At 70.2% G+C, this 26,479-nt stretch carries 21 protein-coding genes; 18 read left to right on the forward strand and 3 right to left on the reverse strand.

Annotated features, from left to right (window positions below):
- Window positions 1-292: 292 nt before the first annotated feature.
- From M8I34_RS05720 to M8I34_RS05745, 6 genes are all read left to right on the forward strand, one after another.
- Window positions 293-1,291, forward strand: a complete 999-nt coding sequence (locus M8I34_RS05720; protein WP_250048209.1) for an ABC transporter permease — start codon at window positions 293-295, stop codon at window positions 1,289-1,291.
- Between the two features lie 117 nt (window positions 1,292-1,408).
- Window positions 1,409-3,160, forward strand: coding sequence for an ABC transporter substrate-binding protein (locus M8I34_RS05725; RefSeq protein ID WP_244418597.1), 1,752 nt, complete (start codon window positions 1,409-1,411; stop codon window positions 3,158-3,160).
- 78 nt (window positions 3,161-3,238) lie between these two features.
- Window positions 3,239-4,249 (forward strand): ABC transporter permease, encoded by a 1,011-nt coding sequence (locus M8I34_RS05730; protein WP_244418596.1) that lies wholly within the window; start codon window positions 3,239-3,241, stop codon window positions 4,247-4,249.
- Window positions 4,246-5,352 carry an ABC transporter ATP-binding protein gene (locus M8I34_RS05735; protein WP_250048210.1) on the forward strand — a complete coding sequence of 369 codons (1,107 nt, stop codon included), beginning with the start codon at window positions 4,246-4,248 and terminating at the stop codon, window positions 5,350-5,352. The genes M8I34_RS05730 and M8I34_RS05735 overlap by 4 nt, the downstream gene beginning before the upstream one ends.
- On the forward strand, window positions 5,349-6,458 hold the full coding sequence (locus tag M8I34_RS05740; protein WP_244418595.1) for an ABC transporter ATP-binding protein: 1,110 nt from the start codon (window positions 5,349-5,351) through the stop codon (window positions 6,456-6,458). Before M8I34_RS05735 ends, M8I34_RS05740 begins: the two co-directional genes overlap by 4 nt.
- A 109-nt stretch (window positions 6,459-6,567) precedes the next feature.
- Window positions 6,568-7,977: a M1 family metallopeptidase gene (locus M8I34_RS05745; protein WP_250048211.1), complete on the forward strand. Its 1,410-nt coding sequence runs from the start codon at window positions 6,568-6,570 to the stop codon at window positions 7,975-7,977.
- A 31-nt stretch (window positions 7,978-8,008) separates the two neighbouring features.
- Here the strand turns inward: M8I34_RS05745 and M8I34_RS05750 are convergent, their stop codons facing one another.
- Window positions 8,009-8,644 carry a trimeric intracellular cation channel family protein gene (locus tag M8I34_RS05750; RefSeq protein ID WP_250048212.1) on the reverse strand — a complete coding sequence of 212 codons (636 nt, stop codon included), beginning with the start codon at window positions 8,642-8,644 and terminating at the stop codon, window positions 8,009-8,011.
- A 96-nt stretch (window positions 8,645-8,740) separates the two neighbouring features.
- Here M8I34_RS05750 and M8I34_RS05755 point away from each other — a divergent pair, with 96 nt between their 5' ends.
- The gene (locus M8I34_RS05755; protein ID WP_030982125.1) at window positions 8,741-9,589 is read left to right on the forward strand and encodes a thioesterase family protein; all 849 of its coding nucleotides are present in this window, start codon (window positions 8,741-8,743) and stop codon (window positions 9,587-9,589) included.
- 30 nt (window positions 9,590-9,619) lie between these two features.
- Here the strand turns inward: M8I34_RS05755 and M8I34_RS05760 are convergent, their stop codons facing one another.
- The gene (locus tag M8I34_RS05760; protein WP_250048213.1) at window positions 9,620-10,474 is read right to left on the reverse strand and encodes an alpha/beta fold hydrolase; all 855 of its coding nucleotides are present in this window, start codon (window positions 10,472-10,474) and stop codon (window positions 9,620-9,622) included.
- Window positions 10,475-10,666: 192 nt separating this feature from the next.
- Here M8I34_RS05760 and M8I34_RS05765 point away from each other — a divergent pair, with 192 nt between their 5' ends.
- Complete coding sequence (locus tag M8I34_RS05765; protein WP_250048292.1) at window positions 10,667-11,836, forward strand: cysteine desulfurase family protein; 1,170 nt, start codon at window positions 10,667-10,669, stop codon at window positions 11,834-11,836.
- 58 nt (window positions 11,837-11,894) lie between these two features.
- On the opposite strand, the gene M8I34_RS05770 is transcribed toward M8I34_RS05765, so the two are convergent.
- A complete protein-coding gene (locus M8I34_RS05770) occupies window positions 11,895-12,623 on the reverse strand; it encodes an N-acetylmuramoyl-L-alanine amidase (protein ID WP_250048214.1) in 729 nt (242 codons plus the stop codon).
- A 54-nt stretch (window positions 12,624-12,677) separates the two neighbouring features.
- On the opposite strand from M8I34_RS05770, the gene mnmA reads away from it, so the two are divergent.
- The 10 genes from mnmA to M8I34_RS05820 all read left to right on the forward strand — a co-directional run bounded on the left by mnmA (window position 12,678) and on the right by M8I34_RS05820 (window position 26,388).
- Complete coding sequence (gene mnmA / locus M8I34_RS05775; RefSeq protein ID WP_250048215.1) at window positions 12,678-13,808, forward strand: tRNA 2-thiouridine(34) synthase MnmA; 1,131 nt, start codon at window positions 12,678-12,680, stop codon at window positions 13,806-13,808.
- Between the two features lie 376 nt (window positions 13,809-14,184).
- Window positions 14,185-14,892 carry a VC0807 family protein gene (locus tag M8I34_RS05780; protein ID WP_250048293.1) on the forward strand — a complete coding sequence of 236 codons (708 nt, stop codon included), beginning with the start codon at window positions 14,185-14,187 and terminating at the stop codon, window positions 14,890-14,892.
- A 554-nt stretch (window positions 14,893-15,446) separates the two neighbouring features.
- Window positions 15,447-16,823 (forward strand): NADP-specific glutamate dehydrogenase, encoded by a 1,377-nt coding sequence (gene gdhA, locus M8I34_RS05785; RefSeq protein ID WP_250048216.1) that lies wholly within the window; start codon window positions 15,447-15,449, stop codon window positions 16,821-16,823.
- A gap of 322 nt (window positions 16,824-17,145) precedes the next feature.
- Window positions 17,146-17,688, forward strand: a complete 543-nt coding sequence (locus tag M8I34_RS05790; RefSeq protein ID WP_250048217.1) for a TIGR00730 family Rossman fold protein — start codon at window positions 17,146-17,148, stop codon at window positions 17,686-17,688.
- A gap of 47 nt (window positions 17,689-17,735) precedes the next feature.
- The gene (locus tag M8I34_RS05795) at window positions 17,736-18,425 is read left to right on the forward strand and encodes an SDR family oxidoreductase (RefSeq protein WP_053209787.1); all 690 of its coding nucleotides are present in this window, start codon (window positions 17,736-17,738) and stop codon (window positions 18,423-18,425) included.
- Window positions 18,426-18,542: 117 nt separating this feature from the next.
- Entirely contained in the window at window positions 18,543-18,920 is a 378-nt protein-coding gene (locus M8I34_RS05800) for a MarR family winged helix-turn-helix transcriptional regulator (protein ID WP_244420205.1), read from the forward strand.
- Window positions 18,921-19,084: 164 nt separating this feature from the next.
- On the forward strand, window positions 19,085-20,506 hold the full coding sequence (locus M8I34_RS05805) for an MFS transporter (RefSeq protein ID WP_250048218.1): 1,422 nt from the start codon (window positions 19,085-19,087) through the stop codon (window positions 20,504-20,506).
- Between the two features lie 355 nt (window positions 20,507-20,861).
- Window positions 20,862-21,875 (forward strand): methionine synthase, encoded by a 1,014-nt coding sequence (locus M8I34_RS05810; protein WP_244418585.1) that lies wholly within the window; start codon window positions 20,862-20,864, stop codon window positions 21,873-21,875.
- 31 nt (window positions 21,876-21,906) lie between these two features.
- A complete protein-coding gene (ligA, locus tag M8I34_RS05815; protein WP_250048219.1) occupies window positions 21,907-24,123 on the forward strand; it encodes an NAD-dependent DNA ligase LigA in 2,217 nt (738 codons plus the stop codon).
- Window positions 24,124-24,279: 156 nt separating this feature from the next.
- Entirely contained in the window at window positions 24,280-26,388 is a 2,109-nt protein-coding gene (locus M8I34_RS05820; protein WP_053209788.1) for a bifunctional diguanylate cyclase/phosphodiesterase, read from the forward strand.
- Window positions 26,389-26,479: the final 91 nt, after the last annotated feature.

A 26,479-nucleotide genomic window follows, 5' to 3' on the forward strand; every position in this document is an offset into this window, starting at 1 on the left:
GTCCGTATAACGGAATGCCGTGGAGCACATCACAGTTGCGCATCCTTTCCCCGTCAGGGCTGGTGACTGATCGCGAAAGGGATGAAGACTCCGGAAACAACGGGCCTCGGTCCTTTGTGCGGGGCGTCATCCCGTACGGCGTCGCGCGAGCCGCTGATCTTCCTGGTGTGAACTTCCGCGATGCCCGCACCACTTGCACCACTTGCACCACTTGCACCAGTGATGTGAACCAGGCCGCTATCCGCGGCGGGCAGGGGCCGGCCACCGTCGGCCGAGAGGGGTCAAAGGCACTGTGACCGCACCGATCGAGACCACCGGGGCGGCTGCTGAGGCGCAGCCGGAAGCGGTGCTGAAGGGCGTCGAGGGAAAGCAGATCGAGGGGCGTTCGCTCGGTCAGATCGCATGGTTGCGCTTCCGGCGGGACAAGGTTGCGGTGGCCGGTGCCATCGTTGTCATCCTGCTCATCGTCGTCGCCGCGCTCTCCCGTCCGATCCAGTCCCTGCTGGGGCTGGACCCGAACAGTCCCAACCAGTCGCTGATCGATCCCAACACCACGCTCCCCAAGGGCGACATGGGCGGCATGAGCGGGGACCACCCCCTGGGCGTGGACCCGAAGTTCGGCCGCGATCTGCTCGCCCGGATCCTGGAGGGCTCCTGGGTGTCGCTGATCGTCGCGTTCGGCGCGACCCTGCTGTCGGTCGCCATCGGCACCGTCCTCGGTGTGGTCGCCGGCTTCTACCGCGGGCGGGTGGACGCCCTCATCAGCCGGATGATGGATGTCTTCCTGGCCTTCCCGCTGCTGCTCTTCGCCATCGCGATCTCCGCATCGCTCCAGGGCGGCGCCTTCGGCCTGGATGGCCTGCCGCTGCACATCTCGGTACTGATCTTCGTGATCGGCTTCTTCAACTGGCCGTACATGGGCCGGATCGTGCGGGCGCAGACACTGTCGCTGCGCGAGCGGGAATTCGTGGACGCCGCGCGCGGCATGGGTGCGCGCGGGCCGTTCATTCTCTTCCGGGAGCTGCTGCCCAACCTGGTCGGGCCGATCATCGTCTACTCGACGCTGCTGATCCCCTCCAACATCCTCTTCGAGGCCGCGCTGAGCTTCCTGGGCGTCGGCATCCAGCCGCCCCAGGCGTCCTGGGGCGGCATGCTCAACCAGGCGGTCAAGTACTACGAGGTCGACCCCCAGTACATGATCGTCCCTGGCCTCGCGATCTTCGTCACCGTGCTCGCGTTCAACCTGCTCGGTGACGGACTGCGGGACGCGCTGGACCCGCGCAGCCGCTGACGGCGCCTTCCCAGACGTCCCAACTGTGTTACCGCGTCACAGAGTTACTGCGTTACTTGCGTTGCTTGCGTTTCTGGTTTCTGCGTTTCTCGACGAACGAAGGGGACACCGACCATCATGCGAAGGTCAGTTCCGGTCGCGGCTGTCGCGGCCATCACCAGTGCGGGCCTTTTGCTGGCCGGCTGTAGCGGGGGCAAGGGCTCCTCGGAGGGCTCGGGCGAGGCGAACGCCGCCACCAAGGGCATCGTCAACGCCTCGGACGAGAAGGGCGGCACGCTCACCTACGCGATCAGTGACGCCCCCGAGTCGTTCGACCCGGGCAACACGTACTACGCCTTCATCTACAACTTCAGCCGGCTCTACGCCCGCCCGCTCACCACCTTCAAGCCGGGCCCCGGCACCAAGGGCAACGAGCTGGTACCGGACCTCGCCGAGTCGATGGGCAAGCCCAGCGACGGTGGCAGGACCTGGACGTACAAGATCCGCAAGGGCGTCAAGTACGACGACGGCTCCACGGTCACCTCGCAGGACGTCAAGTACGCCGTCGAGCGCAGCAACTTCGCGCGTGACACCCTCTCGCTGGGCCCGAACTACTTCCAGCAGTTCCTCAAGGACAACGACGGCGGCTACAAGGGTCCCTACAAGGACAAGAGCAAGGCCGGTCTGAAGTCCATCGAGACCCCGGACGAGCAGACGGTCGTCTTCCACCTCAAGAAGCCGTTCGCCGAGTTCGACTACCTGGTGAGCGCCCCGCAGACCGCCCCGGTCCCGCAGGCCAAGGACAAGGGCGCGGACTACACCAAGTCCGTGCTGTCCACCGGTTCCTACAAGTTCGAGAGCTACCAGGAGGGCAAGAAGCTCACCCTGGTCCGCAACCCGCAGTGGTCCGCGAAGACGGACCCGCTGCGCAAGCAGCTGCCGGACAAGATCGTCCTGAACCTGAAGGTCGCCCAGTCGACCATCGACAAGGACCTCCAGTCGGGCAACACCCTGGTGGACCTGGCCGGCCGTGGTGTCGACGGGCAGACGCAGGCCCAGCTCCTGACGGACTCCAAGGCGAAGGGCAACACCGACAACACCCTCGGCCAGCGCCTCGTCTACACGGCGCTGAACACCAAGGTGAAGCCGTTCGACAACATCGAGTGCCGTAAGGCCGTTGAGTACGCCATCGACAAGAAGGCCGTACAGACCTCCCTCGGCGGCCCGATACGCGGCGAGCTGGCCTCCACGGTCCTGCCGACCGACATCGACGGCTACCAGAAGTACGACCTGTACCCGCAGAAGTACGACGGCGACAAGCTGGATCTGACCGAGGCCAAGAAGCACTGGGCCAAGTGCGGCGCCGGCAAGACCACGACCACGATCCTGGCCCGCAACGACCGCCAGGACGAGGTCGACGCGGCCACCACGGTCATCGACTCGCTGAAGAAGATCGGCGTCACCGCCAAGATCCAGTCATACCCCACCAGCAAGTACTTCTCGGACTACGCCGGTGTGCCGAAGTTCAACAAGAAGAACAACGTCGGCATGATCATGATGCAGTGGGGCTCGGACTTCCCGACCGGCTACGGCTACCTCCAGCAGATCCTGAACGGCAAGGCGATCAGCCAGTCCGGTAACACCAACCTGTCGGAGCTGGACGACCCGGAGATCAACAAGCTGCTCGAAAGCGCCATCGCCAACACCGACAAGGCGGCCCGCGAGAAGGCGTACGCCGAGATCGACAAGAAGACGATGGAGCAGGCGGCGCTGGTCCCGCTCACCTACTTCAAGGTCCTGATGTACCGCTCGCCCAAGGCCACCAACCTGGTGTCCACCTCGGCCTTCAGCGGTCAGTACGACTACCTCAACATCGGCGTCAAGAAGTAGCAGCCCTGGAAGGCAGGTGAAGGCTTGGTGTCCGCGGGCCGGTGCTGAACCGGCTCGCGGCGCCGACGCCGCATCCCCGTGTTCTCGTACATCATCCGCAGGTTGATCAGCGCAGTGATCCTGCTGCTGATCGTCAGCGCGGTCACTTTCGGCATCTTCTTCCTGCTGCCGAAGCTGGCCGGGCAGAGCACCGACCAGCTTGCCCAGCAGTACATCGGAAAGGCCCCCACGGCTGCGGACATCGCCGCGGTCAAGAAGAATCTCGGCCTGGACAAGCCCGTGTACGAGCAGTACTGGGACTTCCTCAAGGGCATTTTCGTCGGCGTCGACTACAAATTCGGTCCCGAAGTCGCCAAGTGCCATGTGCCGTGCTTCGGTTACTCCTTCAAAACCCATATCGAGGTCTGGCCGGAGATCCAGTCCCGGCTTCCGGTGACGCTCTCCCTGGCCGCCGGCGCGGCCGTGCTGTGGGTCGTCTCCGGTGTCGCCACCGGCGTGCTCTCCGCGCTGCGCCCCGGCTCGCTCTTCGACCGGATGGCCATGGGCGTCGCCCTGGCCGGCGTCTCCCTCCCGATGTTCTTCACGGGAGCCCTGGCACTGGCGCTGTTCACCTACCAGTGGCCGATCTTCGAGCGCAGCGACTATGTGCCGCTGATGGACGATCCGTTCCTGTGGGCACGGACCCTGGTCCTGCCCTGGGTCACCCTGGCCTTCCTCTACTCCGCGCTCTACGCCCGGCTCACCAGAGCGGGCATGCTGGAGACGCTGAGCGAGGACTACATCCGTACGGCCCGCGCCAAGGGCCTGCGCGAGCGCAAGGTGGTCGTACGGCACGGTCTGCGGGCCGCGCTCACCCCGATCATCACCGTCTTCGGCATGGACCTGGGCCTGCTGCTCGGCGGCGCGCTGATCACCGAACAGGTCTTCTCGCTCAAGGGAGTCGGTGCCTTCGCCGTCGAGGCGATCAACGCCAACGACCTCCCGAACATCCTCGGCGTCACCCTGCTCGCCGCGTTCTTCATCGTCATATGCAATCTGGTGGTGGATGTGCTGTACGCCGCCGTCGACCCGCGGGTGAGGCTCTCGTGACCGACTCCTCCGAGGACAAGACCGAGGCCGTCGTGGGCGCGCCCACCGCGGCCGGCTCCCGGCCCTCTTCATCCTTCCTCGAAGTGCGGGACCTGAAGGTGCACTTCAACACCGACGACGGGCTCGTGAAGTCCGTCGACGGGCTGAACTTCACCCTGGAGAAGGGCAAGACGCTCGGCATCGTCGGCGAGTCCGGCTCCGGCAAGTCCGTGACCTCGCTCGCCGTGATGGGCCTGCACCGTGCCTCGCGCCAGCAGCGCAGCAAGGTGAACATGTCCGGCGAGATCTGGCTGGACGGCAAGGAGCTGGTCTCCGCCGAACCGGACGAGGTGCGCCGGCTGCGCGGCCGCGAGATGGCGATGATCTTCCAGGATCCGCTGTCCGCCCTGCACCCCTTCTACTCGGTCGGCGCCCAGATCGTGGAGGCCTACCGCGTCCACAACGACGTGGACAAGAAGACCGCGCGCAAGCGGGCGGTCGAGATGCTCGACCGGGTCGGCATCCCGCAGCCCGACAAGCGGGTGGACGACCATCCGCACCAGTTCTCCGGCGGTATGCGCCAGCGCGCCATGATCGCGATGGCGCTGGTCAACAACCCGGAGCTCTTGATCGCGGACGAGCCGACCACCGCACTGGACGTCACCGTCCAGGCGCAGATCCTGGACCTGATCCGCGATCTCCAGAAGGAGTTCGGCTCGGCGGTCATCATCATCACCCACGACCTCGGTGTGGTCGCCGAGCTCGCCGACGACCTGCTGGTGATGTACGGCGGGCGGTGCATCGAGCGCGGCCCGGCCGACAAGGTCTTCTACGAGCCCCAGCACCCCTACACCTGGGGTCTGCTCGGCTCCATGCCGCGTATCGACCGTGACCAGACGGACCGGCTGATCCCCGTCAAGGGATCCCCGCCCAGCCTGATCAACGTCCCGTCCGGCTGCGCCTTCAACCCCCGTTGCCCGTACGCGGATGTGCCCAAGGACAACCTCACCCGTACGGTCCGTCCCGAACTGCGCCAGGCCGGCGGCGGGCACTTCTCCGCCTGCCATATGTCGCAGGAGGAGCGGGAGCGTATCTGGACCGAAGAGATTGCGCCGAAGCTGTGACCGAGACGACTGACGACCAGAACAAGAAGATTCCGCTCCAGAAGACGGCCGCCCCGGCGGACCGTTCCGCGGAGTCCTCCTCCGACGCCGAGCCGCTGCTGAAGGTCCGCGGTCTGGTCCGGCACTTCCCGATCACCAAGGGCCTGCTCAAGCGGCAGGTCGGGGCGGTGCAGGCGGTCGACGGCATCGACTTCGACGTACGGCCCGGGGAAACGCTCGGCGTCGTCGGCGAGTCCGGCTGCGGCAAGTCGACGATGGGCCGGCTGATCACCCGCCTCGACGAGCCGACCGGCGGCTCCATCGAGTTCCAGGGCCAGGACATCACCCATCTGTCGCCGGGCAGGCTGCGCCCGATGCGCCGCGACGTCCAGATGATCTTCCAGGACCCGTACGGTTCGCTGAACCCGCGGCACACCATCGGCGGCATCGTCTCCACCCCCTTCCGCCTCCAGGGCGTCGAGCCCGAGGGCGGGGTGAAGAAGGAGGTGCAGCGGCTGCTGGAGCTGGTGGGCCTGAGCCCGGAGCACTACAACCGCTATCCGCACGAGTTCTCCGGCGGCCAGCGGCAGCGCATCGGCATCGCCCGTGCGCTGGCGCTCAAGCCCAAGCTGGTGGTCGCCGACGAGCCGGTCTCCGCGCTGGACGTGTCGATCCAGGCGCAGGTCGTCAACCTCATGGACGACCTCCAGGAGGAGCTGGGCCTGACGTACGTCATCATCGCCCACGACCTCTCCGTCATCCGGCATGTGTCGGACCGGATCGCGGTGATGTACCTCGGCAAGATCGTGGAGTTGAGCGACCGCAAGGCGCTCTACGAGTCGCCGATGCACCCGTACACCAAGGCGCTGCTGTCCGCCGTGCCGGTGCCCGACCCCAAGCGGCGCACCCAGCGCGACCGGATCCTGCTCAAGGGCGATGTGCCCTCGCCGATCAACCCGCCCTCCGGCTGCCGGTTCCGTACCCGCTGCTGGAAGGCGACCGAGGTGTGCGCCACCACCGAGCCGCCGCTGGTCGCGCTGCGGACGGGACACCAGGTGGCCTGCCACCACCCGGAGAACGCGGAAGGTGCGGCTCCGGCGGCCGGAGCGGTGGCAACCGGCAAGTAACACTTGGGACTTGGCAAAGTCCTGGGTGAAAAGCGGCGGGAGAGTGCAGAGTCAGCACGGTTGTTCGATCTTGAGGCGAACTTCATCCGTGTGTCCGAAGGGATGGCTCATGGCACTCTCCCGTTCCGCACGTCGCACCTCCCGCTGGCTCGCGCTGGCCACCGCGGTGGCCTCGGCCGCCACGATCGCCGCCGCGCCCGGTGCGTCCCCCGGTGCCCCGGGCATCGGTGATCCGTACTTCCCCGAGCTGGGCAACGGCGGCTTTGACGCCCTGCACTACGACCTCGGCGTCAGCTACCACCCCGGCAGCGGCCGCCTCGACGGCCGCACCACACTCGCCGCCAGGGCCACTCAGAACCTCTCCGCCTTCCACCTCGACCTCCAGAAGCTGACGGTCGACTCGGTCCGGGTGAACGGCCGGCGGGCGCACTTCGCCAGATCCGGCGACGAGATATCCGTACGGCCCGACTTCCCGTTGCGGCGCGGCAAGAAGTTCACCGTCACCGTCGCCTACCACGGCGTCCCCAAGCCGCTGAGCGGCCCGATCGTCTTCGGCTCCGACTACGGCTGGATGAAGACCAAGGACGGCGTCTTCGTCGCCTGCGAGCCGAACGCCGCCTCGACGTGGTTCCCCTCCAGCGACCACCCCGGCGACAAGGCCACCTACGACATCCGCATCGACGCCCCCAAGGGCCTGACCGGTGTCTCCAACGGCCGGCTGGTCAACTCCGGGGAGGCGCACGGCCGCTCGTACGCCCACTGGCGCGAGCGCCGCCCGATGGCGACGTATCTCGCCACCGCCACCATCGGCAAGTTCGACGTCCGTACGGGTACCACCCCCGGCGGCACGCCCATCTATGTCGCCACGGACCCGACCCTGCCGGCCGGCAACGTCGACGTCTACGGCGTCACCGCCGAGGCCACCGACTACTGGTCGAAGGTCTTCGGCCCGTACCCCTTCGAGGAGACCGGGGCGATCGTCGACGACATGCCGCAGGCCGGCTTCTCGCTGGAGGTGCAGTCCAAGCCCGCCTACTCGGCCGTGCGCAACGAGACGACCATCGTCCACGAGCTGGCCCACCAGTGGTTCGGCGACTCGGTCTCGGTCAGGCAGTGGAAGAACATCTGGCTCAACGAGGGCTTCGCCAGCTATGCGCAGTGGCTGTGGGCCGAGCACAAGGGCACCCTGAGCGCCCATGACGCCTTCCGCAAGGCGTACGACGCCAGGCCGGCGGGTGACGCCTTCTGGAAGGTGAAGGTCGCCGATCCGCAGCGGGACACCATGTTCGCCCAGGCGGTCTACACCCGGGGCGCGATGACGCTCCAGACGCTGCGCGAGCGGATCGGCGACAAGGCGTTCTTCAAGCTGCTGCCGGCCTGGACCTCCGCACACCGCTACGGCAACGCGGACACCGCCCAGTTCATCGCGCTCGCCGAGAAGATCTCCGGGCAGCAGCTGGACGATCTCTTCGCCGCCTGGCTGAACACGGACAGCAAGCCGCCGCTGCCGGGCGAGTAGGACCCCGGGCCCCGGGGCCGTCGCGCGGCCGTCAGTCGGTGTCCTGCCGCCCGCCGCGGTCGCGCAGCTGCTGCGGCCGCGGCAGATGCAGCCCGAGGTAGACGGCCCCCATCCGCAGGCCGAACACCACCCCCGCCGAGATCGCCGCGGCGGGGGTGGCGCCGGTGCCGAGGTGATGCAGCAGCAGATAGCAGCAGCCGCCGGCCAGCGCGGCGATCGCATAGACGTCCTCGCGCAGCAGCAGCGGCGGGAACTCCCCGCACAGCACATCGCGGATGACCTCGCCGGCGACTCCGGTCAGCACCGCCAGGATGATCACGGCGAGCGGGGTGGCGCCCGCATCGATCGCGGCGCGGGCGCCGATCACGGTGACGACGGACAGTCCGATCGCGTCGACCACCAGCAGTGATTTGTGCGGCAGCTGCCAGAACCGCAGATAGGCCATGGTGCCGACACCGACACAGATGATCACGGTCAGCAGCACCCAGTCGTGCGTCCAGTACAGCGGCTGCCGGTTGAGGATGAGATCGCGCAGCGTGCCGCCGGAGATGGAGGCGGCGAAGGCGAGCACCAGGCCGCCGAACGGGTCCATGTTGGCGCGATAGGCGGCCAGCACCCCGCTCGCGGCGAAGGCGGCCACGCCGACCAGGTAGAGCACGTGAAGCATGGCGCACATCATCGCAGGCGCGGAAGGAGAGCTTCCGTTCGAGGCCGTTAAATTTGACACTACCGGTCGGTAACTATCCGGTGTAGCGTGCAACCCATGGCTCTGGTGACCCAAGGCAACAGCGAGTTCGACCGCGATACGGCGGTCACCCGCCGCGCCCCCGGCGTGTACGACGCGCACCTCTCCGCCGGCTGGACCATCATCCAGGCGGTCAACGGCGGCTATCTCCTCGCTCTCATGGGCCGCGCCCTGGGCGACGCCCTCCCGCACCCCGACCCGCTCTCCGTCACCGCGCACTATCTGACGGCCTCGGTCCCCGGCCCCGCCGTCATCCGCACCGACGTGGTCCGCACCGGCCGCACGATGTCGACCGGCACCGCCTCCCTCATCCAGTTCGCGGAGGACGGCAGCGAGATCGAGCGGCTGCGGGTGCTCGCGGCGTACGGCGACCTCGGTGCGCTGCCCGACGACATCCGCACCACCGCCAAACCCCCGGCCATCCCCCCGTACGAGCACTGCCTGGGCACGGACAGCGCCCCCGACGGCCGCCCCGCGATCCCCGGCAGTACGGCCATCGCCGAGCGGCTCGCCCTCCGCCTGGACCCGGAGACCGCGGGCTGGGCCGTCGGCGCCCCCTCCGGCAAGGGCGAGATGCGCGCCTGGTTCGGCCTCGCCGACGGCCGCGAGCCCGACCCGCTCTCCCTCCTGCTGACCGTCGACGCGCTGCCGCCCACCGCCTTCGAGATGGGCCTGTCCGGCTGGGTGCCCACTGTCGAGCTGACCGCCCACATCCGCCGCCGCCCGGCCCCCGGCCCGCTGCGGGTCGCCATCACCACCCGCAACCTGGCGGGCGGCTTCCTGGAGGAGGACGCGGAGGTCTGGGACTCCGAGGACCGACTGGTCGCCCAGTCACGGCAGTTGGCGCGGGCGCTGTTGCAGGACTAGGGCCTGACGTTTGGATCAGGCCCGACGGGCCTACCGTCCCGTCCGCACGAACTCCGCCAATGCCGCCGTCAGCTCCGCCGGTGTGTCCTCCTGCACCAGATGTCCCGCGCCCTCGATCACCTGGAGGCGGGAGCCCGGGATGCGGGAGGCCAGCTCGTGCCCCTTCGCGACCGGGATCCAGTTGTCCTGCGCACCCCAGCAGATCAGCGTCGGCAGCTCGATCTCGCCGTAGCGCGGCTGGATCTCGTCCGTGAACCGCTGGTCGTTCCGGGCGATCTGCCGGTAGAACGCCGGCTGTCCCTCGGGCGTGCACCAGGGCTCGACCAGGCGGTCGAGGACGGCCGGGTGCAGTCCCGGATGGCTCGCGGAGGACACGTACTCGCGCACCAGCGCCCGGTGCAGCTCCGGCGGCAGCTGCCCGAACACCTCGGGATGCCCGCCCAGCAGCCGGTACGTCGGCGAGCCCCAGGGCGCCAGCGCCACCGGGTCGACGAGCGCCAGCCGCTCATAGCGCGCACCGTGCAGCAGATGCGCCCGCAACGCGACACAGCCGCCGAAGTCATGCGCGACCACGGCCGGCCGGTCCGTCTCCCCGTCCAGCCCCCAGTGCGCCAGCAGCTCTCCGAACACCCGGGCCTGCGCGCCGAGCGAGACGTCCTGCCCTTCCCGCATCTCCGAGGCGCCGTACCCCGGCATGTCCCAGACGAACACCCGGTGCCGCGCGGCCAGGGCGCGTGCCACGCCCCGCCACACGTACGACGAGAACGGCGTGCCGTGCAGCAGGACCACCGCGGGCGCGTCCGCCGGTCCCTCGCCGTGTACCGCCCACCGCACCTCGTCGCCGGACGCGCTGCGGAACGTACGGTCCAAGAGCCACTGCGTCATGAGTGTCAGGCTAGTGACTCCTTACAGGGGTGTCGAGGGGGCGGGCCGCGGGAAACGGGAGCGTCCCCGCCCGCGCGTCACCTGCCGGAGCCCGGGGCCGAGCGGCTGACGGCTCCCCGGCGCACGGCGCTCCCGCGCGCTGCGCATGCGCCCCCGGAGCCCGCCGCGCCAGCTCGTAGAATCGTGCGCACCATGGTTTACCTCGACCACGCCGCCACCACCCCGATGCTCCCGGAGGCGGTGCAGGCGATGACCGCCCAGCTGACCGTCACCGGCAATGCGTCCTCGCTGCACGCCGACGGCCGGCGGGCCCGGCGTACCGTCGAGGAGGCGCGCGAGTCCCTCGCCGTCTCGCTCGGCGCACGCCCGAGCGAGATCGTCTTCACCGCGGGCGGCACGGAAGCCGACAACCTCGCGGTCAAGGGCCTGTACTGGTGGCGCCGGGCCACCGACCCGGCCCGCACCCGCGTCCTCGCCAGCCCCGTCGAGCACCATGCGGTCCTCGACGCCGTGGAGTGGCTCGCCGAGCACGAGGGCGCCCGGGTCGAGTGGCTGCCGGTCGACACCTACGGCCGGGTGCCCGCCGAGGGGCTGCGCACGGCCATCGCCCGCAACCCCGCCGATGTCGCGCTCGCCACGGTCATGTGGGCCAACAACGAGATCGGCACCATCCAGCCGGTCCGTGAACTGGCCGAGGTGGCCGGGGAGTTCGACATACCGCTGCACGCGGACGCGGTGCAGGCGTTCGGCCAGCTGGAGGTCGACTTCGCCGCCTCCGGGCTCGCCGCGATGACGGTCTCCGGCCACAAGATCGGCGGCCCGTACGGCATCGGCGCGCTGCTGCTCGGCCGCGAGTACGCCCCGGTGCCGGTGCTGCACGGCGGCGGCCAGGAGCGGCACGTACGCTCCGGCACCCTCGACACCCCCGCCATCGCAGCCTTCGCCGCCGCCGGCCGGCATGCCGCCGCCCACCGCGAGGACTTCGCCCGCGACATCGGCGCCCTGCGTGACGACCTGATCAAGGCGGTGCGCGCTGCGGCCCCCGACGCCGTCCTCGGCGGCGACCCGGACCCCGCGGGCCGTCTCCCCGCCAACGCCCACTTCTCCTTCCCCGGCTGCGAGGGCGACTCCCTGCTGCTCCTCCTGGACGCCCAGGGCATCGCCTGCTCCACGGGTTCCGCCTGCACCGCCGGCGTCGCCCAGCCCAGCCATGTCCTGCTGGCCACCGGCATGTCACCGGAGCTCGCCCGCGGCACCCTGCGGTTCTCGCTGGGTCACACCTCCACCACGGAGGACGTGGCGGCACTGGCCCAGGCCATCGGCCCGGTCGTGGAACGGGCGCGGAGCGCGGGCCTGAGCTAGGCCTGGGGTACGGGCGCGGAGCGCGGGCCCGGGTACGGGGGCGGAGTGCGGGCCCGGGTCACGGCTTGCCCGCGGGCTTTTCCGCGGACTTCACGGGCTTGGGTACGGGCTTGCGCAGCTCGGCGCGTACGAGCCCCAGATACCGGCCCCAGTCCCAGTGCCGCCCCGGATCCGTGTGATCCGTTCCCGGCACCTCCACGTGCCCCACGATGTGCTCCCGGTCGGCAGGGAAGCCGTACCGCCGGCATATCGCCGCCGTCAGCCGTGCCGACGACGCGTACATGGCCGCCGTGAACGACTCCGGGCGGTCCACGTACCCCTCGTGCTCGATCCCGACGCTCCGCTCGTTGTAGCCGCGGTTCCCCGCGTGGAACGCCACATCCAGCTCGCGGATCATCTGGGCGATATGCCCGTCCTTGCGGACCACGTAGTGGGCGGCGGCCTCGTGGTCCGGGTCCCGGAACACATCCAGCGCGGTCGCATAGCTGCCCTGGACGACATGGATGACCACCCGGTCGATCTCGTAATCCGCCGGCCGGTCCGCCCGCCGGTAGTTCTCGGAGGACGCCGAGACCCACTGCGCGCCCCGGAAATCCACCGCCCCCGCCGTACGAGGCTTCTCGTTCCCCGGCATCCGCCACCACCAGTGCGCCAGCTCGCCCTGCGCGGCGAGCGCCCCGACCCCGGCGGCCACCGCCCCGCCGCCCCCGATCCACAACGCCCGCCGCCGCGTGATGCCGGGCGCGGCACCCTGGTCTCCGCCCCGTTCCCCGTCCCTTTTCCCCATGCGCTGCATAACGCTTTCGGCCCTGTCGGCGGTTCCGTCTACTCTGGACTGGCTATGACTGATGACGCTCCCCGCCGCCTCCGCGTACTCGCCGCCATGTCCGGTGGTGTCGACTCCGCCGTTGCCGCGGCCCGCGCCGCCGAGGCCGGCCATGACGTGACGGGCGTGCATCTCGCGCTCTCCGAGAACCCCAAGTCGTTCCGTACCGGCGCCCGCGGCTGCTGCACGATCGAGGATTCGCACGACGCCCGCCGCGCCGCCGACGTCATCGGCATCCCCTTCTACGTCTGGGATCTCGCCGAACGCTTCCGTGAGGATGTCGTCGACGACTTCATCGCGGAGTACGAGGCCGGGCGCACCCCGAACCCCTGCCTGCGCTGCAACGAGAAGATCAAGTTCGCCGCGCTCCTGGACAAGGCCCTGGCGCTGGGCTTCGACGCGGTCTGCACGGGCCACTACGCCACGGTCGTCCTGCGCGAGGACGGCACCCGCGAGCTGCACCGCGCCTCCGACATGGCCAAGGACCAGTCGTACGTCCTCGGCGTCCTCGACGACCGCCAGCTGGCGCACGCCATGTTCCCGCTCGGTGACACACTCACCACCAAGCCGGAGATCCGCGAAGAGGCCGCCCGCCGCGGCCTGTTCGTCGCCAAGAAGCCGGACAGCCACGACATCTGCTTCATCGCCGACGGCGACACCCAGGGCTTCCTCGCCAAGCGGCTCGGCACGGCCCCCGGCGACATCGTCGACGAGTCCGGCGCGGTCCTGGGCAGCCACGAGGGCGCGTACGGCTTCACGATCGGCCAGCGCAAGGGCCTGCGCATCGGCCACCCGGCCTCCGACGGCAAGCCGCGCTATGTCCTCGACATCTCCCCGGTCGACAACACCGTCACGGTCGGCCCCGTCGATGCCCTCGACGTCACGGGGCTGACCGCCATCCGCCCCCGCTGGTGCGGCCGCCCCCCGACGGCGGGCCCCGCGACGTACACGGCCCAGCTCCGCGCCCACGGCGGCGAGACCGAGGTCACGGCGGAGCTGGTGGACGGCACCGAGCTCCAGGTGACGTTCACGGAGCCGGTCCGTGGCGTGGCCCCCGGCCAGGCGATCGTGCTGTACGACGGCAGCCGGGTGGTCGGCTCGGCGACCATCGCCTCCACGGAGCGGCGGGTGCGGGCGGGGGCCTGAGAGGCGCTCGTCAGCAGGTAGGGAGCGCCTCAGCAGGTGTGGGGGGCGGAGCGCGCGTTCCGTTTTCTCTAGCGGCGGTTGCCCGCGGCGGTTGGCCGATGGGCCGGCCGATGCCCCAACCCATGCGCTGCGCGGCGCCCGCAACTGACAAATGTCATGGGGAAGTGAGGACAGTCGGAACTGTTGCCGCGCGTGGCCGTGCCCGAAGCTGAAGGCGTCGAGGAAGACGCTGTTCGGAGAGCACCTTGGGGGAGCCGCCGTGAACCGGAGCCGGAGCGAGAGCCGGAGCGAGAGCGACAGTTGGGGCCGGAGCGAAAGCCGGAGCCGGAGCCCTGAGCGGAGTCAGGGCGTCGCGGACGGCACGGGCTCCCGTCCGCTGGCGCAGAGCCTGCTGCCGCTGGTCCTGGACGTGGGGATACCCCTGGCGTCGTACTACCTCCTCAGGGACGGGTTCGGGCTGAGCGAGGTCGCGGCGCTGGGCTGGAGCAGTGTGGTGCCGGCGTTGCGTACGGTCTGGGCCCTGGTGCGGCGCACGGGGGTCAACGGCCTCGCGCTGCTGATCCTCGTCGTCAATGTCGTGGGCCTGGCCATGAGCACGATGACCGGCGATCCGCGGCTGATGCTCGCCAAGGACAGCGGGGTGAGCAGTGTCGTCGGCATCGCGATGATCGTCTCCGTGTTCCTGGGGAAACCCCTGATGACCGCTGGGCTCAAGCCGTTCGTGACGAAGGGGATCGCGGCGAGGAGCGCCGCCTGGGACCGGCTGGCGGCCGGGTCCGCACCGTTCCGCAGGGCCGAGCGGAGGTTCTCGCTGATATGGGGGACCGTGCTGCTCGTCGAGTGCGTGGCGCGGGTGATCGGCGCCTACACCGTTCCGGTGCACACGATGGTCTGGCTCGGGTCCGTGCTGATGGTGGTCGCCATCCTGCTGGCAATGGTCGTTGCGGGCGGCAGCTGCGCCGAACCCATGGAGAAGATGGTCCGGGCCGAGGCGGAGGCCGAGGCGGAGCGCGCCGCCGGCGACCGGGTGGGTGCGGCGGGAGCGGGCGGGACCGTCCCCGTGCCGGCCGTGACGGGAAGCTGAGGCGCCCAGGGGCCGGGCGGGCCGGGACCAGCCGCATCACGGGGGTGGGCTGGTCCCGGCCGGTCCTGTGACGCGCCGGCTGTCATCCACGGCGTCGCAAACAGCTCGTGACGGAAAGGACGGCAACGTCCGCCGGTCGGCGTGTGGGGAGGGGCGAGGGGCGGGGCGCGCGGGGCCCATGAGGTGCGAGAAGGTGTGCGCCGGTCAACTGTGAGGTGTCGCACAGCGCCTGCCGGAAAGGGGGGCGGGCGGTGCGGCGAGCGGTGCCAGACGGGCGGTGGCGAGGCGCTGACCTGCGGACATGGGCTGGGGGAGGGGTGCGCCGGGGACGTCAGCGGCTTGGCGTAATTGCGTACGGGAACGCCGTGTCGCGCATCCCACAGTCGATCGGCGGGGTGCCGCCCATAAAGTCGGCAACGCGACGGGACGTCAAAGGTTGCCGGGTCGAAGAATGGTGACGATAAGGACTCACAGGGAGTTGTTGCACTTGTGAGGGCTCGTCAGGGTCCGGACCACAGACGGCCTTTTCCGCGGCCACGAAGGGAACGGAAGTCATGTCGACTGTTCAATCTGAGGTCAAGCCCGGCGTTCATACGGCCGGGCCGGCATCCCTGTACGCCGAGCTGGTCCGGCGGAATCCCGGGGAGCCCGAGTTCCACCAGGCGGCTCTCGAGGTGCTGGAGACGCTGGCGCCCGCACTGAAGGCCCGCCCGGAGTTCGCCGACGCGAAGATCCTGGAGCGGATCTGCGAGCCGGAGCGGCAAATCATGTTCCGGGTCCCCTGGCAGGACGATTCCGGAGCGATTCACGTCAACCGGGGCTTCCGGGTGGAATTCAACAGCGCGCTCGGCCCGTACAAGGGCGGTCTGCGTTTCCATGCGTCCGTGAATCTGGGGATCGTGAAGTTCCTCGGCTTCGAGCAGATCTTCAAGAATTCCCTGACCGGGCTGAACATCGGCGGGGGCAAGGGCGGCAGCGACTTCGATCCGCACGGCAAGTCGGACGCCGAAGTGATGCGCTTCTGCCAGTCGTTCATGACGGAGCTGCATCGTCATCTCGGCGAGCACACGGACGTACCGGCGGGCGACATCGGCGTGGGCGGCCGGGAGATCGGCTATCTCTTCGGCCAGTACCGGCGGATCACCAACCGCTGGGAGCCCGGTGTGCTCACCGGCAAGGGGCTGGCCTGGGGCGGCTCCAAGGCCCGTACGGAGGCCACCGGTTACGGCAATGTGCTGTTCACCGAGGAGATGCTCAAGCAGCGCGGCGAGGAGCTGGACGGCCAGCAGGTGGTGGTCTCCGGGTCCGGCAATGTCGCGATCTACACCATCGAGAAGGCGCAGGCGCTCGGCGCCAACGTGCTGACCTGCTCGGACTCCGGCGGCTTTGTCGTCGACGAGAAGGGCATCGATCTGGCGCTGCTGCGGCAGATCAAGGAGGTCGAGCGCGGCCGGATCAGTGAGTACGCCGAGCGGCGCGGGTTGTCGGCCAGGTATGTCCCCGGTGGGCGGGTGTGGGATGTCGCATGCGATGTGGCGCTGCCGTCGGCGACCCAGAACGAGCTGGACGCGGACGCCGCCCGGGTCCTGATCCGTAACGGCGTCAAGGCGGTCTCCGAGGGCGCCAACATGCCGACCACTCCGGCGGCGGTGACGCTCCTCAAGGGGGCCGGTGTGGCCTTCGGCCCCGGCAAGGCCGCCAACGCGGGCGGTGTGGCGACCAGCGCGCTGGAGATGCGGCAGAACTCCTCGCGTGAGGCGTGGTCCTTCGAGCGTACGGAGGGCGAGCTCGCGACGATCATGCGCTCGATCCACCACCGCTGCTACGAGACCGCGGAACGCTTCGGGCTGCCCGGTGACTATGTCGCGGGCGCCAACATCGCCGGCTTCGAGCGAGTGGCGGATGCGATGTTGGACCAGGGACTGATCTGAGGCGGGGCGGGGGGGCGGGGCGACTTGGCGTTTGCCGGGGCGGCTTCGTGTCTCCTGAGGAAAGCGGCGTCGCGTTTCCTGAGGAAAGCGGCTTCGCGTCTCCTGAGAAAGGTGGCGTCGCGTCTGCCGGCTTCAGCAGCTGAGGCCTCAGCTCCCCCCACCCCCGAACCCACCCCCGCCCCCTCCCCCGACGGGGGCGAGGGGGGAGGGGGCGGGGGAGACCTTTCGGAGGAGCCTGGGGGAGAGCCTCGGAGTCTTGGGGAGAGCCTCGCGGCAGCTGCGAGCGCCCCGGCTTCGCGGCCCCGGCTCGTAAGGTGACCGCATGAATATCTGTGTCTTCTGCTCCGCCGCCGACCTCGACGAGCGGTATGTCGTCCCTGCCCGCCGGTTCGCCGAGCTGATCGGCAAGGGCGGGCATGCGCTGGTCTGGGGCGGTTCGGACACCGGCCTGATGAAGGTCATGGCCGACGGGGTGCAGGAGGCCGGCGGGAAGCTGATCGGCGTGTCCGTGGAGTTCCTGCGGCACAAGGCGCGCGAAGGCGCCGATGAGATGGTCGTCACCAAGGACCTCGCCGAACGGAAGGCGCAACTGCTGGCCCGCGCCGACGCCATCGTCATCATGGTCGGCGGTACGGGCACGCTGGACGAGGCCACCGAGATCCTGGAGCTGCGCAAGCACGGGATGCACACCAAGCCGGTGGTGCTGCTGAACACCGCCGGTTTCTACGACGGGTTGAAGGAGCAGTTCCAGCGGATGGAGTCGGAGGGGTTCCTGCCGATTCCGCTCACCGACCTGGTCTTCTTCGCGGCGGACGGTGTCGGCGCGCTCGCCTACCTGGAGGAGAAAGCGGGCATCCAGGCCTGAGCGCCCGCACCCCGCGTCCCCGTCGCCCGCTCGTTAGGATCGGCCCCATGGGTACGCACTTGATCACGGGCGCAGGATCGGGCATCGGAGCGGCGGTCGCACGGCGGCTCGCGGAGCGCGGGGAGGACCTGTGGCTGCTGGCGCGCAACGCCGTCCGGGCCAAGGAGCTGGCCGCGCAGTTCCCGGGTGCCCGCACGCTCGTGGGTGACCTCGCCACCCCGGAGAAGCTGTCCTGGGCGTTCGGACAGCAGCCGCTGCCGGACCGGATCGACTCCCTCCACCACATCGCGGGCGTCATCGAGCTGGGCGCGGTCGGCGATCTGCCGGCCAAGGCCTGGCAGCGGCAGCTGACCGCCAACCTGGTCGCGCCCGCCGAGATCACCCGGCTGCTGCTGCCGCTGGTACGGGTCGCCCAGGGGCATGTCGTCTTCGTCAACTCCGGTGCGGGGCTCCGTGCGAACGCCCAGTGGGGCGCGTACGCCGCGAGCAAGCACGGTCTGAAGGCGCTGGCCGACTCGCTGCGGGCGGAGGAGCACGACAACGGCGTACGGGTGACCTCGGTCTACCCGGGACGTACGGCCACGCCGATGCAGGAGAGCACCCACCGGCAGGAGGGCAAGGAGTACGACCCGGCCCGCTGGATCGACCCGGAGTCGGTCGCGACGGCCATCCTCACGGCCATCGATCTGCCGCGGGACGCGGAGATGAACGACGTGTCGGTGCGGCCCGGCCGCTGAGAACCGGGGCGCCGGCCCCGGAAGCTTTCCGCCGCGGCGACGTACGCTGCATGAGTGACCACTGAAGCGAAGTCGACCGCGGCGGCGGGGTGCGGGTTCCGGGAGATCCGGGGGCTCGTGACGGAGCTGGGCCGACGGCTGGACGCCCATCAGCGCAGCCGGATCGCCGAGCTCGATCTGACGCCGACGCAGGCCAAGGCCCTGGAGGAGCTCGGCGAGCCGAAGACCGCGCGGGAGCTGGCCGGAGTGCTGTGCTGCGAGCCGCCGAATGTCACCTATGTCATCTCCAAGCTGGAGAAGCAGGGCATGGTCGTGCGCCGTCCGCACCCCTTGGACGGGCGGGCCAAGCAGCTCGTCCTCACCGATGCGGGGCGGGAGTTGCGGCTGGATCTGCTGCGGCGGATGGGTACCGCTTCGCCGCTCGATCATCTGTCGCACGAGGAGCGGGCCGCGTTGCGCGACGACCTGCTGAAGGCGCTGGGACGGGGCGACTGACCCCGTCGGCGTACGTATGTCGGCGAACGTACTGCTGCACCGAGCGCGTGTCTTTCGGATCAGCCCCAGGCCCCGGGACGTCCCGGGGCCTCTTTCGTATGCGTTCAGTAAAGCTATAGCTGTAATCATTGCGGGAGTAGATAGCTACAGCTTTAACTAAATCAATGATCACTGAGAAAGCGACGCCGGGCGTGACGGCGAGCCCGGACCGGGTCGATGACGGCGCCCGGGGCCCGCGGCCGCGCTCCCGCAGCGGCATCCAACTCCTCGTCCTGGCACTCGGGTTCGTGATGGCGAGCCTCGACACCGGCATCATGAATGTCGCCGCCACCGACTTACGGGCCCGGCTCGGACTGAGCATGTCCGGCCTCACCTGGGTCGTCGACGGCTATGTCCTCGCCTTCGCCGCGCTGCTGCTGCTCGCCGGGTCGCTGGCGAAGCGGTTCGGCGCCCGCCGGATCTATCTCGTCGGGCTCGCCGTGTTCACCGGTGCGTCCCTGCTGGGCGCCGTCGCGCCGAACGGCGTCGTCCTGGTGGCCGCCCGCTTCGTCCAGGGCGTGGGCGCGGCGCTCTTCATGCCCAGCTCGCTGTCGCTGCTGATGCACGCCTTCCCCGAGCCGGCCCGCCGGGCGAAGATCCTCGGCATCTGGTCCGCGATCGTCTCCACCTCCGTCGGCCTGGCGCCGACCATCGGCGGCCTCCTGGTCGGCACCCTCGGCTGGCGCAGCATCTTCCTCGTCAACCTGCCCATCGGCATCGCGGGGCTGCTGCTCACCCGGCGGTTCGTCGCGGCCGTACCGGCCCGGGGCACGGCGCTCGGCGGCAGCGGTCATGTCCTGGGCCTGCTCGCCCTCGGGTCGCTGAGTTACGCGCTCATCGAAGGGCCCGACAAGGGCTGGTCCGCACCGTTCGTCCTGGGGGCCTTCGCGGTCTCGGCACTCGCGCTCACCGGATTCCTCCTCCGTGAGCGGGCCGCCCGCACCCCAATCCTGCCGGTCGCGCTCTTCGCGGACAGCAGCTTCACCGCGGCCAATGTGGTCGGCTTCCTCTTCAACTTCGCCTTCTACGGGGCGCTGTTCGTCCTCGGCCTCTTCCTCCAGACCGCGCGCGGCGCGAGCCCGGTGACGGCGGGGCTCCAGATGCTGCCGGCCGTCCTCGTCATCCCGGCCGGCAACATGCTCTATGCCCGGATCGCGCCGCGGATCGGCAACCGGGCCGCGCTCACCGGGGCGCTGGCGCTCTCCGCCACGGGCTACGTCCTGCTGTTCCTGCTCCTCACGCCCGGTCTGCCCTACTGGGTGCTCGCGGTGGTGCTCGCGCTCACCAATGTCGGCAGCGGGGTCAGCGCCCCGGCGATGACCGGCGTCCTGATGGCGGCCGCGGGCCGCGAGCACACCGACATCGGCAGCGCGACCCTCAACGCCAACCGCCAGATCGGCTCCCTGGTCGGCATCGCCGGCATGGGCGCCGTACTGACGGGCGCGGGCGATGGCTACCAGGGCGCCGCCTACGCCTTCGTCCTGACGGCGGGCGCGCTGGCCGTCGCGGCGCTGGCCGGCCGACTGGGCATCCGCACCCAGGCGTGAGGGGTATCGAGGCGTGAGAGGTACCCGGGTATGAGGGGTACCCGGGTATGAGGGGTACCCGGCCCGGCGTGGGGGACGTACCCGCCCGGTGTGCCGGGCGTACGCACCGAAGCCTGACCGCCGTACGCACCCGAGCCTGACCGCCGTACGCACCCGAGCGCGACCGCCGTACGTCTTCGGGCGGGGCGGGCGGCAGCGTTACGGGCCGCCCCGGCCTCCCCTCCTGACGCACCTCGCCGCCCACCGGTACGGCCGGCTCCGCCACGCACCACGTACCCCGCCCCCCATCGCGACGGCCGGCTCGTCCGCACACCTGGCGCACCCCGCCGGCCGTACCGCCGCATACCCTTCCTGGGTGAGCGAGAACAGCACGCAGAAGTGGGCCGCGGGCGCGGCGACCGGGGTCGGATCGATGCCGGGCGGTGACGCGCGGGAGGCGGCGAAGACCGTCACGGGATCGGTGGAGTCCTTCCCGTATCTGCCCGAGCTCCCGGCCCGGGGGCCGGGCGCGGACATGATCGGGCGGACCCTCGGGATGCTCGTCGAGGTCTACGGCCATGTGGAGCCCAGCGGCTGGCGGATCAGCGACCGGCCGGGCCGGGACACCCGCCGCGCCCACTCCTGGCTCGGCGAGGATCTCGACGCCCTGGAGGAGTTCACCCAGGGCTACGAGGGGCCGCTGAAGGTCTCCGCGGTCGGCCCGTGGACCCTGGCCACCGCGCTGGAGACGCGCAACGGCGAGGCGGCCCTCGGCGACCCCGGCGCCTGCCGGGATCTCGCGGCGTCCCTGGCGGAGGGGCTGCGCGGCCATCTCGCCGACGTACAGCGGCGGGTGCCGGGCGCCCAGGTCGTGCTGCAACTCGACGAACCGTCGCTGACGGCGGTGCTCCAGGGGCGGGTGAAGACCGCGAGCGGCTACCGCACCCACCGGGCCGTGGACCGGGTGGCCGTCGAGGGCGCGCTGCGTGATCTCGTCGCGGTGGCGGAGGGCGGTCCCGTGGTCGTCCATTCGTGCGCGCCCGAGGTGCCGTTCGGGCTGTTGCGGCGCGCCGGTGTCACGGGCGTCTCGTTCGATTTCTCGCTGCTCACCGAGCGTGAGGAGGAAGTGATCGGGGAGGCCGTCGAGGGCGGTACGACGCTGTTCGCAGGCGTGGTGCCGGGCGTGGACAGCCGATTGTCAGACCCTGCCGGTAGCGTCATGGGTGTCAGGACGCTGTGGCGCAGGCTGGGGCTGACACCAGGGACTCTCAGCGAGTCCGTGGTCCTCACCCCCACGTGCGGACTTGCGGGCGCTTCGCCCGCTTATGCCCGCTCGGCGCTCGCCCACTGCGCCCGGGCGGCGAGATCACTCGCAGACAACCCTGAGTGACCGCACTCAAGGACCACGGGAGGACAAAACGGTGGCTGGCGAACAGCACGCAGCGGAATCCGAGGTGCCCGCAGCGGCGCGGGAGAAGCACGCGCAGCTCGCTGAGCAGATCGAGGAGCATCGCTTCCGGTATTACGTGAAGGATGCCCCGGTCGTCAGCGACGCGGAGTTCGACAGGCTGCTGCGCTCCCTGGAGGCTCTGGAGGACGAGCACCCCGAGCTGCGCACCCCGGACTCCCCGACCCAGAAGGTCGCCGGGGCGTACGCCACGGAGTTCACCGAGGTCGAGCACCGCGAACGGATGCTCTCGCTCGACAACGCCTTCGACAACGAGGAGTTGGCGGCCTGGGCCGAGCGGATCGCCGGTGAGCTGGGCGGCGACCCCAGGAGCGCCGGCTACCACTTCCTGTGCGAGCTGAAGGTCGACGGCCTCGCCGTCAACCTCACCTACGAACAGGGCCGGCTGACCCGCGCCGCCACCCGCGGCGACGGCCGTACGGGCGAGGACATCACGCCCAACGTCCGGACGATCGCCGAGATCCCGCACCGCCTCAAGGGCGACCGGGTGCCGGACCTGGTCGAGGTGCGCGGGGAGGTCTACTTCCCGATGGAGAAGTTCCTGGAGCTCAACGAGCGGCTGGTGGCGGAGGGCAAGCCTCCGTTCGCCAACCCCCGTAACGCCGCGGCCGGTTCGCTGCGCCAGAAGGATCCCAAGGTCACGGCCAGCCGGCCGCTGCACATGGTCGTCCATGGTGTCGGCGCCCGCGAAGGCCTGGAGATCGACCGGCAGTCGGAGGCCTACGACCTGCTCAAGGAGTGGGGCCTGCCGACGGCCACCCACAACCAGGTCGTCGATTCCCTGGAGGCGGTGCGCGCGTTCATCGCCCATTACGGCGACGCCGAGACCCGCCGTACGGCCGTCGAGCACGAGATCGACGGCGTGGTCGTGAAGCTGGACGAGATCCGCCTCCAGGGCCGGCTGGGCTCGACCTCGCGGGCGCCGCGCTGGGCGATCGCCTGGAAGTACCCGCCGGAGGAGGTCAACACCAAGCTCGTCGACATCCGGGTCGGCGTCGGCCGTACGGGACGGGTCACCCCGTATGCCGTGGTCGAGCCGGTGACGGTGGCCGGGTCCGAGGTGGAGTTCGCCACCCTGCACAACCAGGACGTGGTCAAGGCCAAGGGCGTCTTCATCGGGGACACCGTCGTGATCCGCAAGGCCGGCGACGTCATTCCGGAGATCCTGGGCCCGGTCGTCGATCTGCGGGACGGCAGCGAGCGGGAGTTCGTGATGCCGGCCGAGTGCCCCGAGTGCGGGACGGCCCTCCAGCCCGCCAAGGAAGGCGATATCGACCTGCGGTGCCCCAACGCCCGCGCCTGCCCCGCCCAGATCCGTGAGCGGCTGTTCTATCTGGCCGGCCGCAAATGCCTGGACATCGAGAACTTCGGCTATGTCGCGGCGACGGCGCTCAGCCAGCCGCTGGAGCCCGCGGAGCCGCCGCTGAAGGACGAGGGCGATCTTTTCGGCCTCTCCATCGAACAGCTGCTGCCCATCAAGTCGTATGTCCTGGACCCCGATTCCGGTCTGCCCAAGCGTGACCCGAAGACCGGCGAGGAGAAGGTCGTCACCTTCTTCGCCAACCAGAAGGGCGAGCCGAAGAAGAACGCCCTGGCCATGCTGGAGAACATCCAGGCCGCCAAGGAGCGCCCGCTGGCCCGGATCATCACGGGCCTGTCGATCCGGCATGTGGGCCCGGTGGCGGCCGAGGCGCTGGCGCGGGAGTTCCGCTCGATCGACCGGATCCGGGACGCGGACGAGACGGAGCTGGCCGCCGTCGACGGCGTCGGGGCCACGATCGCCGCCTCGTTGAAGCAGTGGTTCGCCGTGGACTGGCACCAGCAGATCATCGAGAGCTGGCGGGCCGCCGGCGTCCGGATGGAGGAGGAGCAAACGGGTGAGGAGGGCCCGCGTCCCCTCGAAGGCGTCACCGTCGTCGTAACGGGCACACTTCAGTCACACACCAGAGATGGCGCGAAAGAGGCCCTCCAGAACCTCGGAGCGAAGGTGACCGGTTCTGTTTCGAAGAAGACCGGATTCGTAGTGGTGGGCGACAACCCCGGTTCGAAGTACGACAAGGCCATGCAGTTGAAGGTCCCCGTGCTGGACGATGATGGCTTCGCGGTGCTGCTGGAGCAGGGTCCTGACGCAGCGCGAGCGGTAGCTGTCACTCCGCCTGAGGAGGAGTGAGGTGTCACCCCATCGGCGCATACCAGATTGATCTGCGACGCCGGGTCGCATTCGGGCAACCGTCGTCGATCGCTGCCCGTGGCGGCCTTCTGCGGCCTACTGTTGAGGAGTGCGCCTGCCGTGGCGCGGGCACAGCCGGCTGTGAGAGGGATCGGAATGAAACCGACCGACAGCGCCGCTCCGGCGTCGCGGCTCCGGCGGCTCGTCGTGCCCGCGCTGCCCGCGACCATCGTCTCCGTGGCGGGCCTCGCGCTCGCCACGGGCGTCATCGTCACCCTCGGCGAAGGTGACGCGCTGTTCCCCGGCGGTTCCATAGGCTGGTCGCTGGCGATCCTCACCGGCATCATCGTCGGCCATCTGGTCGCCCTCGGCCGGGACCGCTGGTGGGGCGGCACGGGCTCCGGCGCCGCTTTGGCCCTCGCCGTCCTGCTGCTCTACGGCTGGGTGCCCGCCACCCTCGTCAGCCTCTCCGTCGTCGTCCTCGTCGGCGCCGCCCGCCGGCACCGCTGGCGGCAGGCCGTGGTGCACGGTGCCGTGGACATCCTCGGCATCGGCGCCGCGGCGCTCGGCCTCGCCGCGTTCGGCGTGGTCTCCAGCGTCCGCCACCCCTGGGCCCCGCCGGCCTGGAATCTCTCCGTCCTCCCCGAAGTCGTCGTCACCGCCGCCGGCTACCTCTTCGTCAGCCGCGGCCTCCTGTGGGTCAGCCTCACCCCGCGCACCGGCCAGCTGCCCGCCATCCCCCGAACGGCCGTACTCCGCCAGGCACTCGTCGGCATCGCGCTGCTGGGCATCTCCCCGCTGATCGCCGTCTGCGCCCTCCACGCCCCCCTGCTGCTGCCGCTGTTCGCGGTCCCGCTCATCGCGCTGGACTCCACCCTGTGGATCGCCCGCGCCCGCGCCGAGGAACAGCTCCGCGACCCGCTCACCGGCCTGCCCAACCGCCAATGGCTGCTGGAGCGCACCTGGACCGCGCTGGACGACGCCGAGCGCGTCGGCTCCCGCTCGGCGCTGGTCCTCATCGACCTGGACCGCTTCCGCTCCGTCAACGACACCCTCGGCCACCTCGCCGGCGACCGCCTGCTGCTACAGATCGCCGACCGCCTGCGGCACGCCCTCCCGCGCGGCGCCGAGGCGGCCCGGCTCGGCGGTGACGAGTTCGCCGTCCTGCTGCCCACCACCGACTCCCTCACCAGCTCCCAGCGGGTGGCCCGCAATCTCGTCGCCGCCCTCGGCTCCCCGCTGGACCTCGACGGACTGACCCTCGTGCTCGAAGCCAGCGCGGGGGTCGCCGTCTTCCCCGACCACGCCCTCGACGCCGAAGGGCTGCTGCGGCGCGCCGATGTGGCCATGTACCAGGCCAAGCGGGACCGCAGCGGCGTCGAGCTCTACGAGGCCAAGCGGGACGGCAACACCCCCGACCGGCTGGGCCTGTTGGGCGATCTGCGCCGCGCCCTGGACGCCGGCGACGTCGAGCTGCACTACCAGCCCAAGGTCGGCTTCGACGGGCATGTCGCCGGGCTGGAGGCGCTGGTCCGCTGGGTGCATCCGGACCGCGGCCGGGTGCCACCGGACGAATTCATCGCCATCGCCGAGTCCTCCGGGCTGATGCCGCGGCTGACCGAGTACGTCCTCGAGACCGCGCTCGCCCAGGTGGCGCGCTGGCGCGCGATGGGCCTGGAGGTGCCGGTCGCCGTCAATGTCTCCCCGCGCGATGTGCACTCCCCGGGCTTCGCCGGAGCGGTCGCGGCCCGGCTCGCCCGGCACCGCGTCCCACCGGGCTCCCTCCAACTGGAGATAACCGAGCACGTCCTCCTGGAGGACCCGCAGCGGGCCGCCGACACCCTCGCCGGGCTCACCGCGCACGGCGTGAAGATGTCCCTCGACGACTTCGGCACCGGCTACTCCTCCCTGGTCCATCTGCGGCGGCTCCCGGTGAGCGAGCTGAAGATCGACCGCTCCTTCGTGGCCCGGCTGGCCGTCGACAACGAGGACGCCGAGATCGTCCGCTGCACCCTCGACCTCGCGCACTCCCTCGGCCTGCTGGTCGTCGCCGAGGGCGTCGAGGACGACGAGACCTGGGAGCGGCTGCGCGACCTAGGCTGCGACGCCGTACAGGGCTGGCTGGTGGCCGCCGCGATGCCACCGGACGAGACCACGGCCTGGCTCAGAGCCCGCGGCGAGCGCGGCTGGCAGCGTGAATCGGAGACGGCCGCCCTGGCGGCGGAGAAGGCCGCCGAGCGCCCTTCGGGACAGGTCTTGAACTGACCCGGCCACCGGCCGTCCCGTGTCCCCGCTCCGAAGAACCCGCCCAGACGCCCTCAACAGCGGACCGTTCCGCCGAACACCGGCCGACCGA

The organism is Streptomyces sp. MCA2 (genome assembly GCF_023544705.1).
Classification (GTDB): Bacteria; Actinomycetota; Actinomycetes; order Streptomycetales; family Streptomycetaceae; genus Streptomyces; species Streptomyces decoyicus.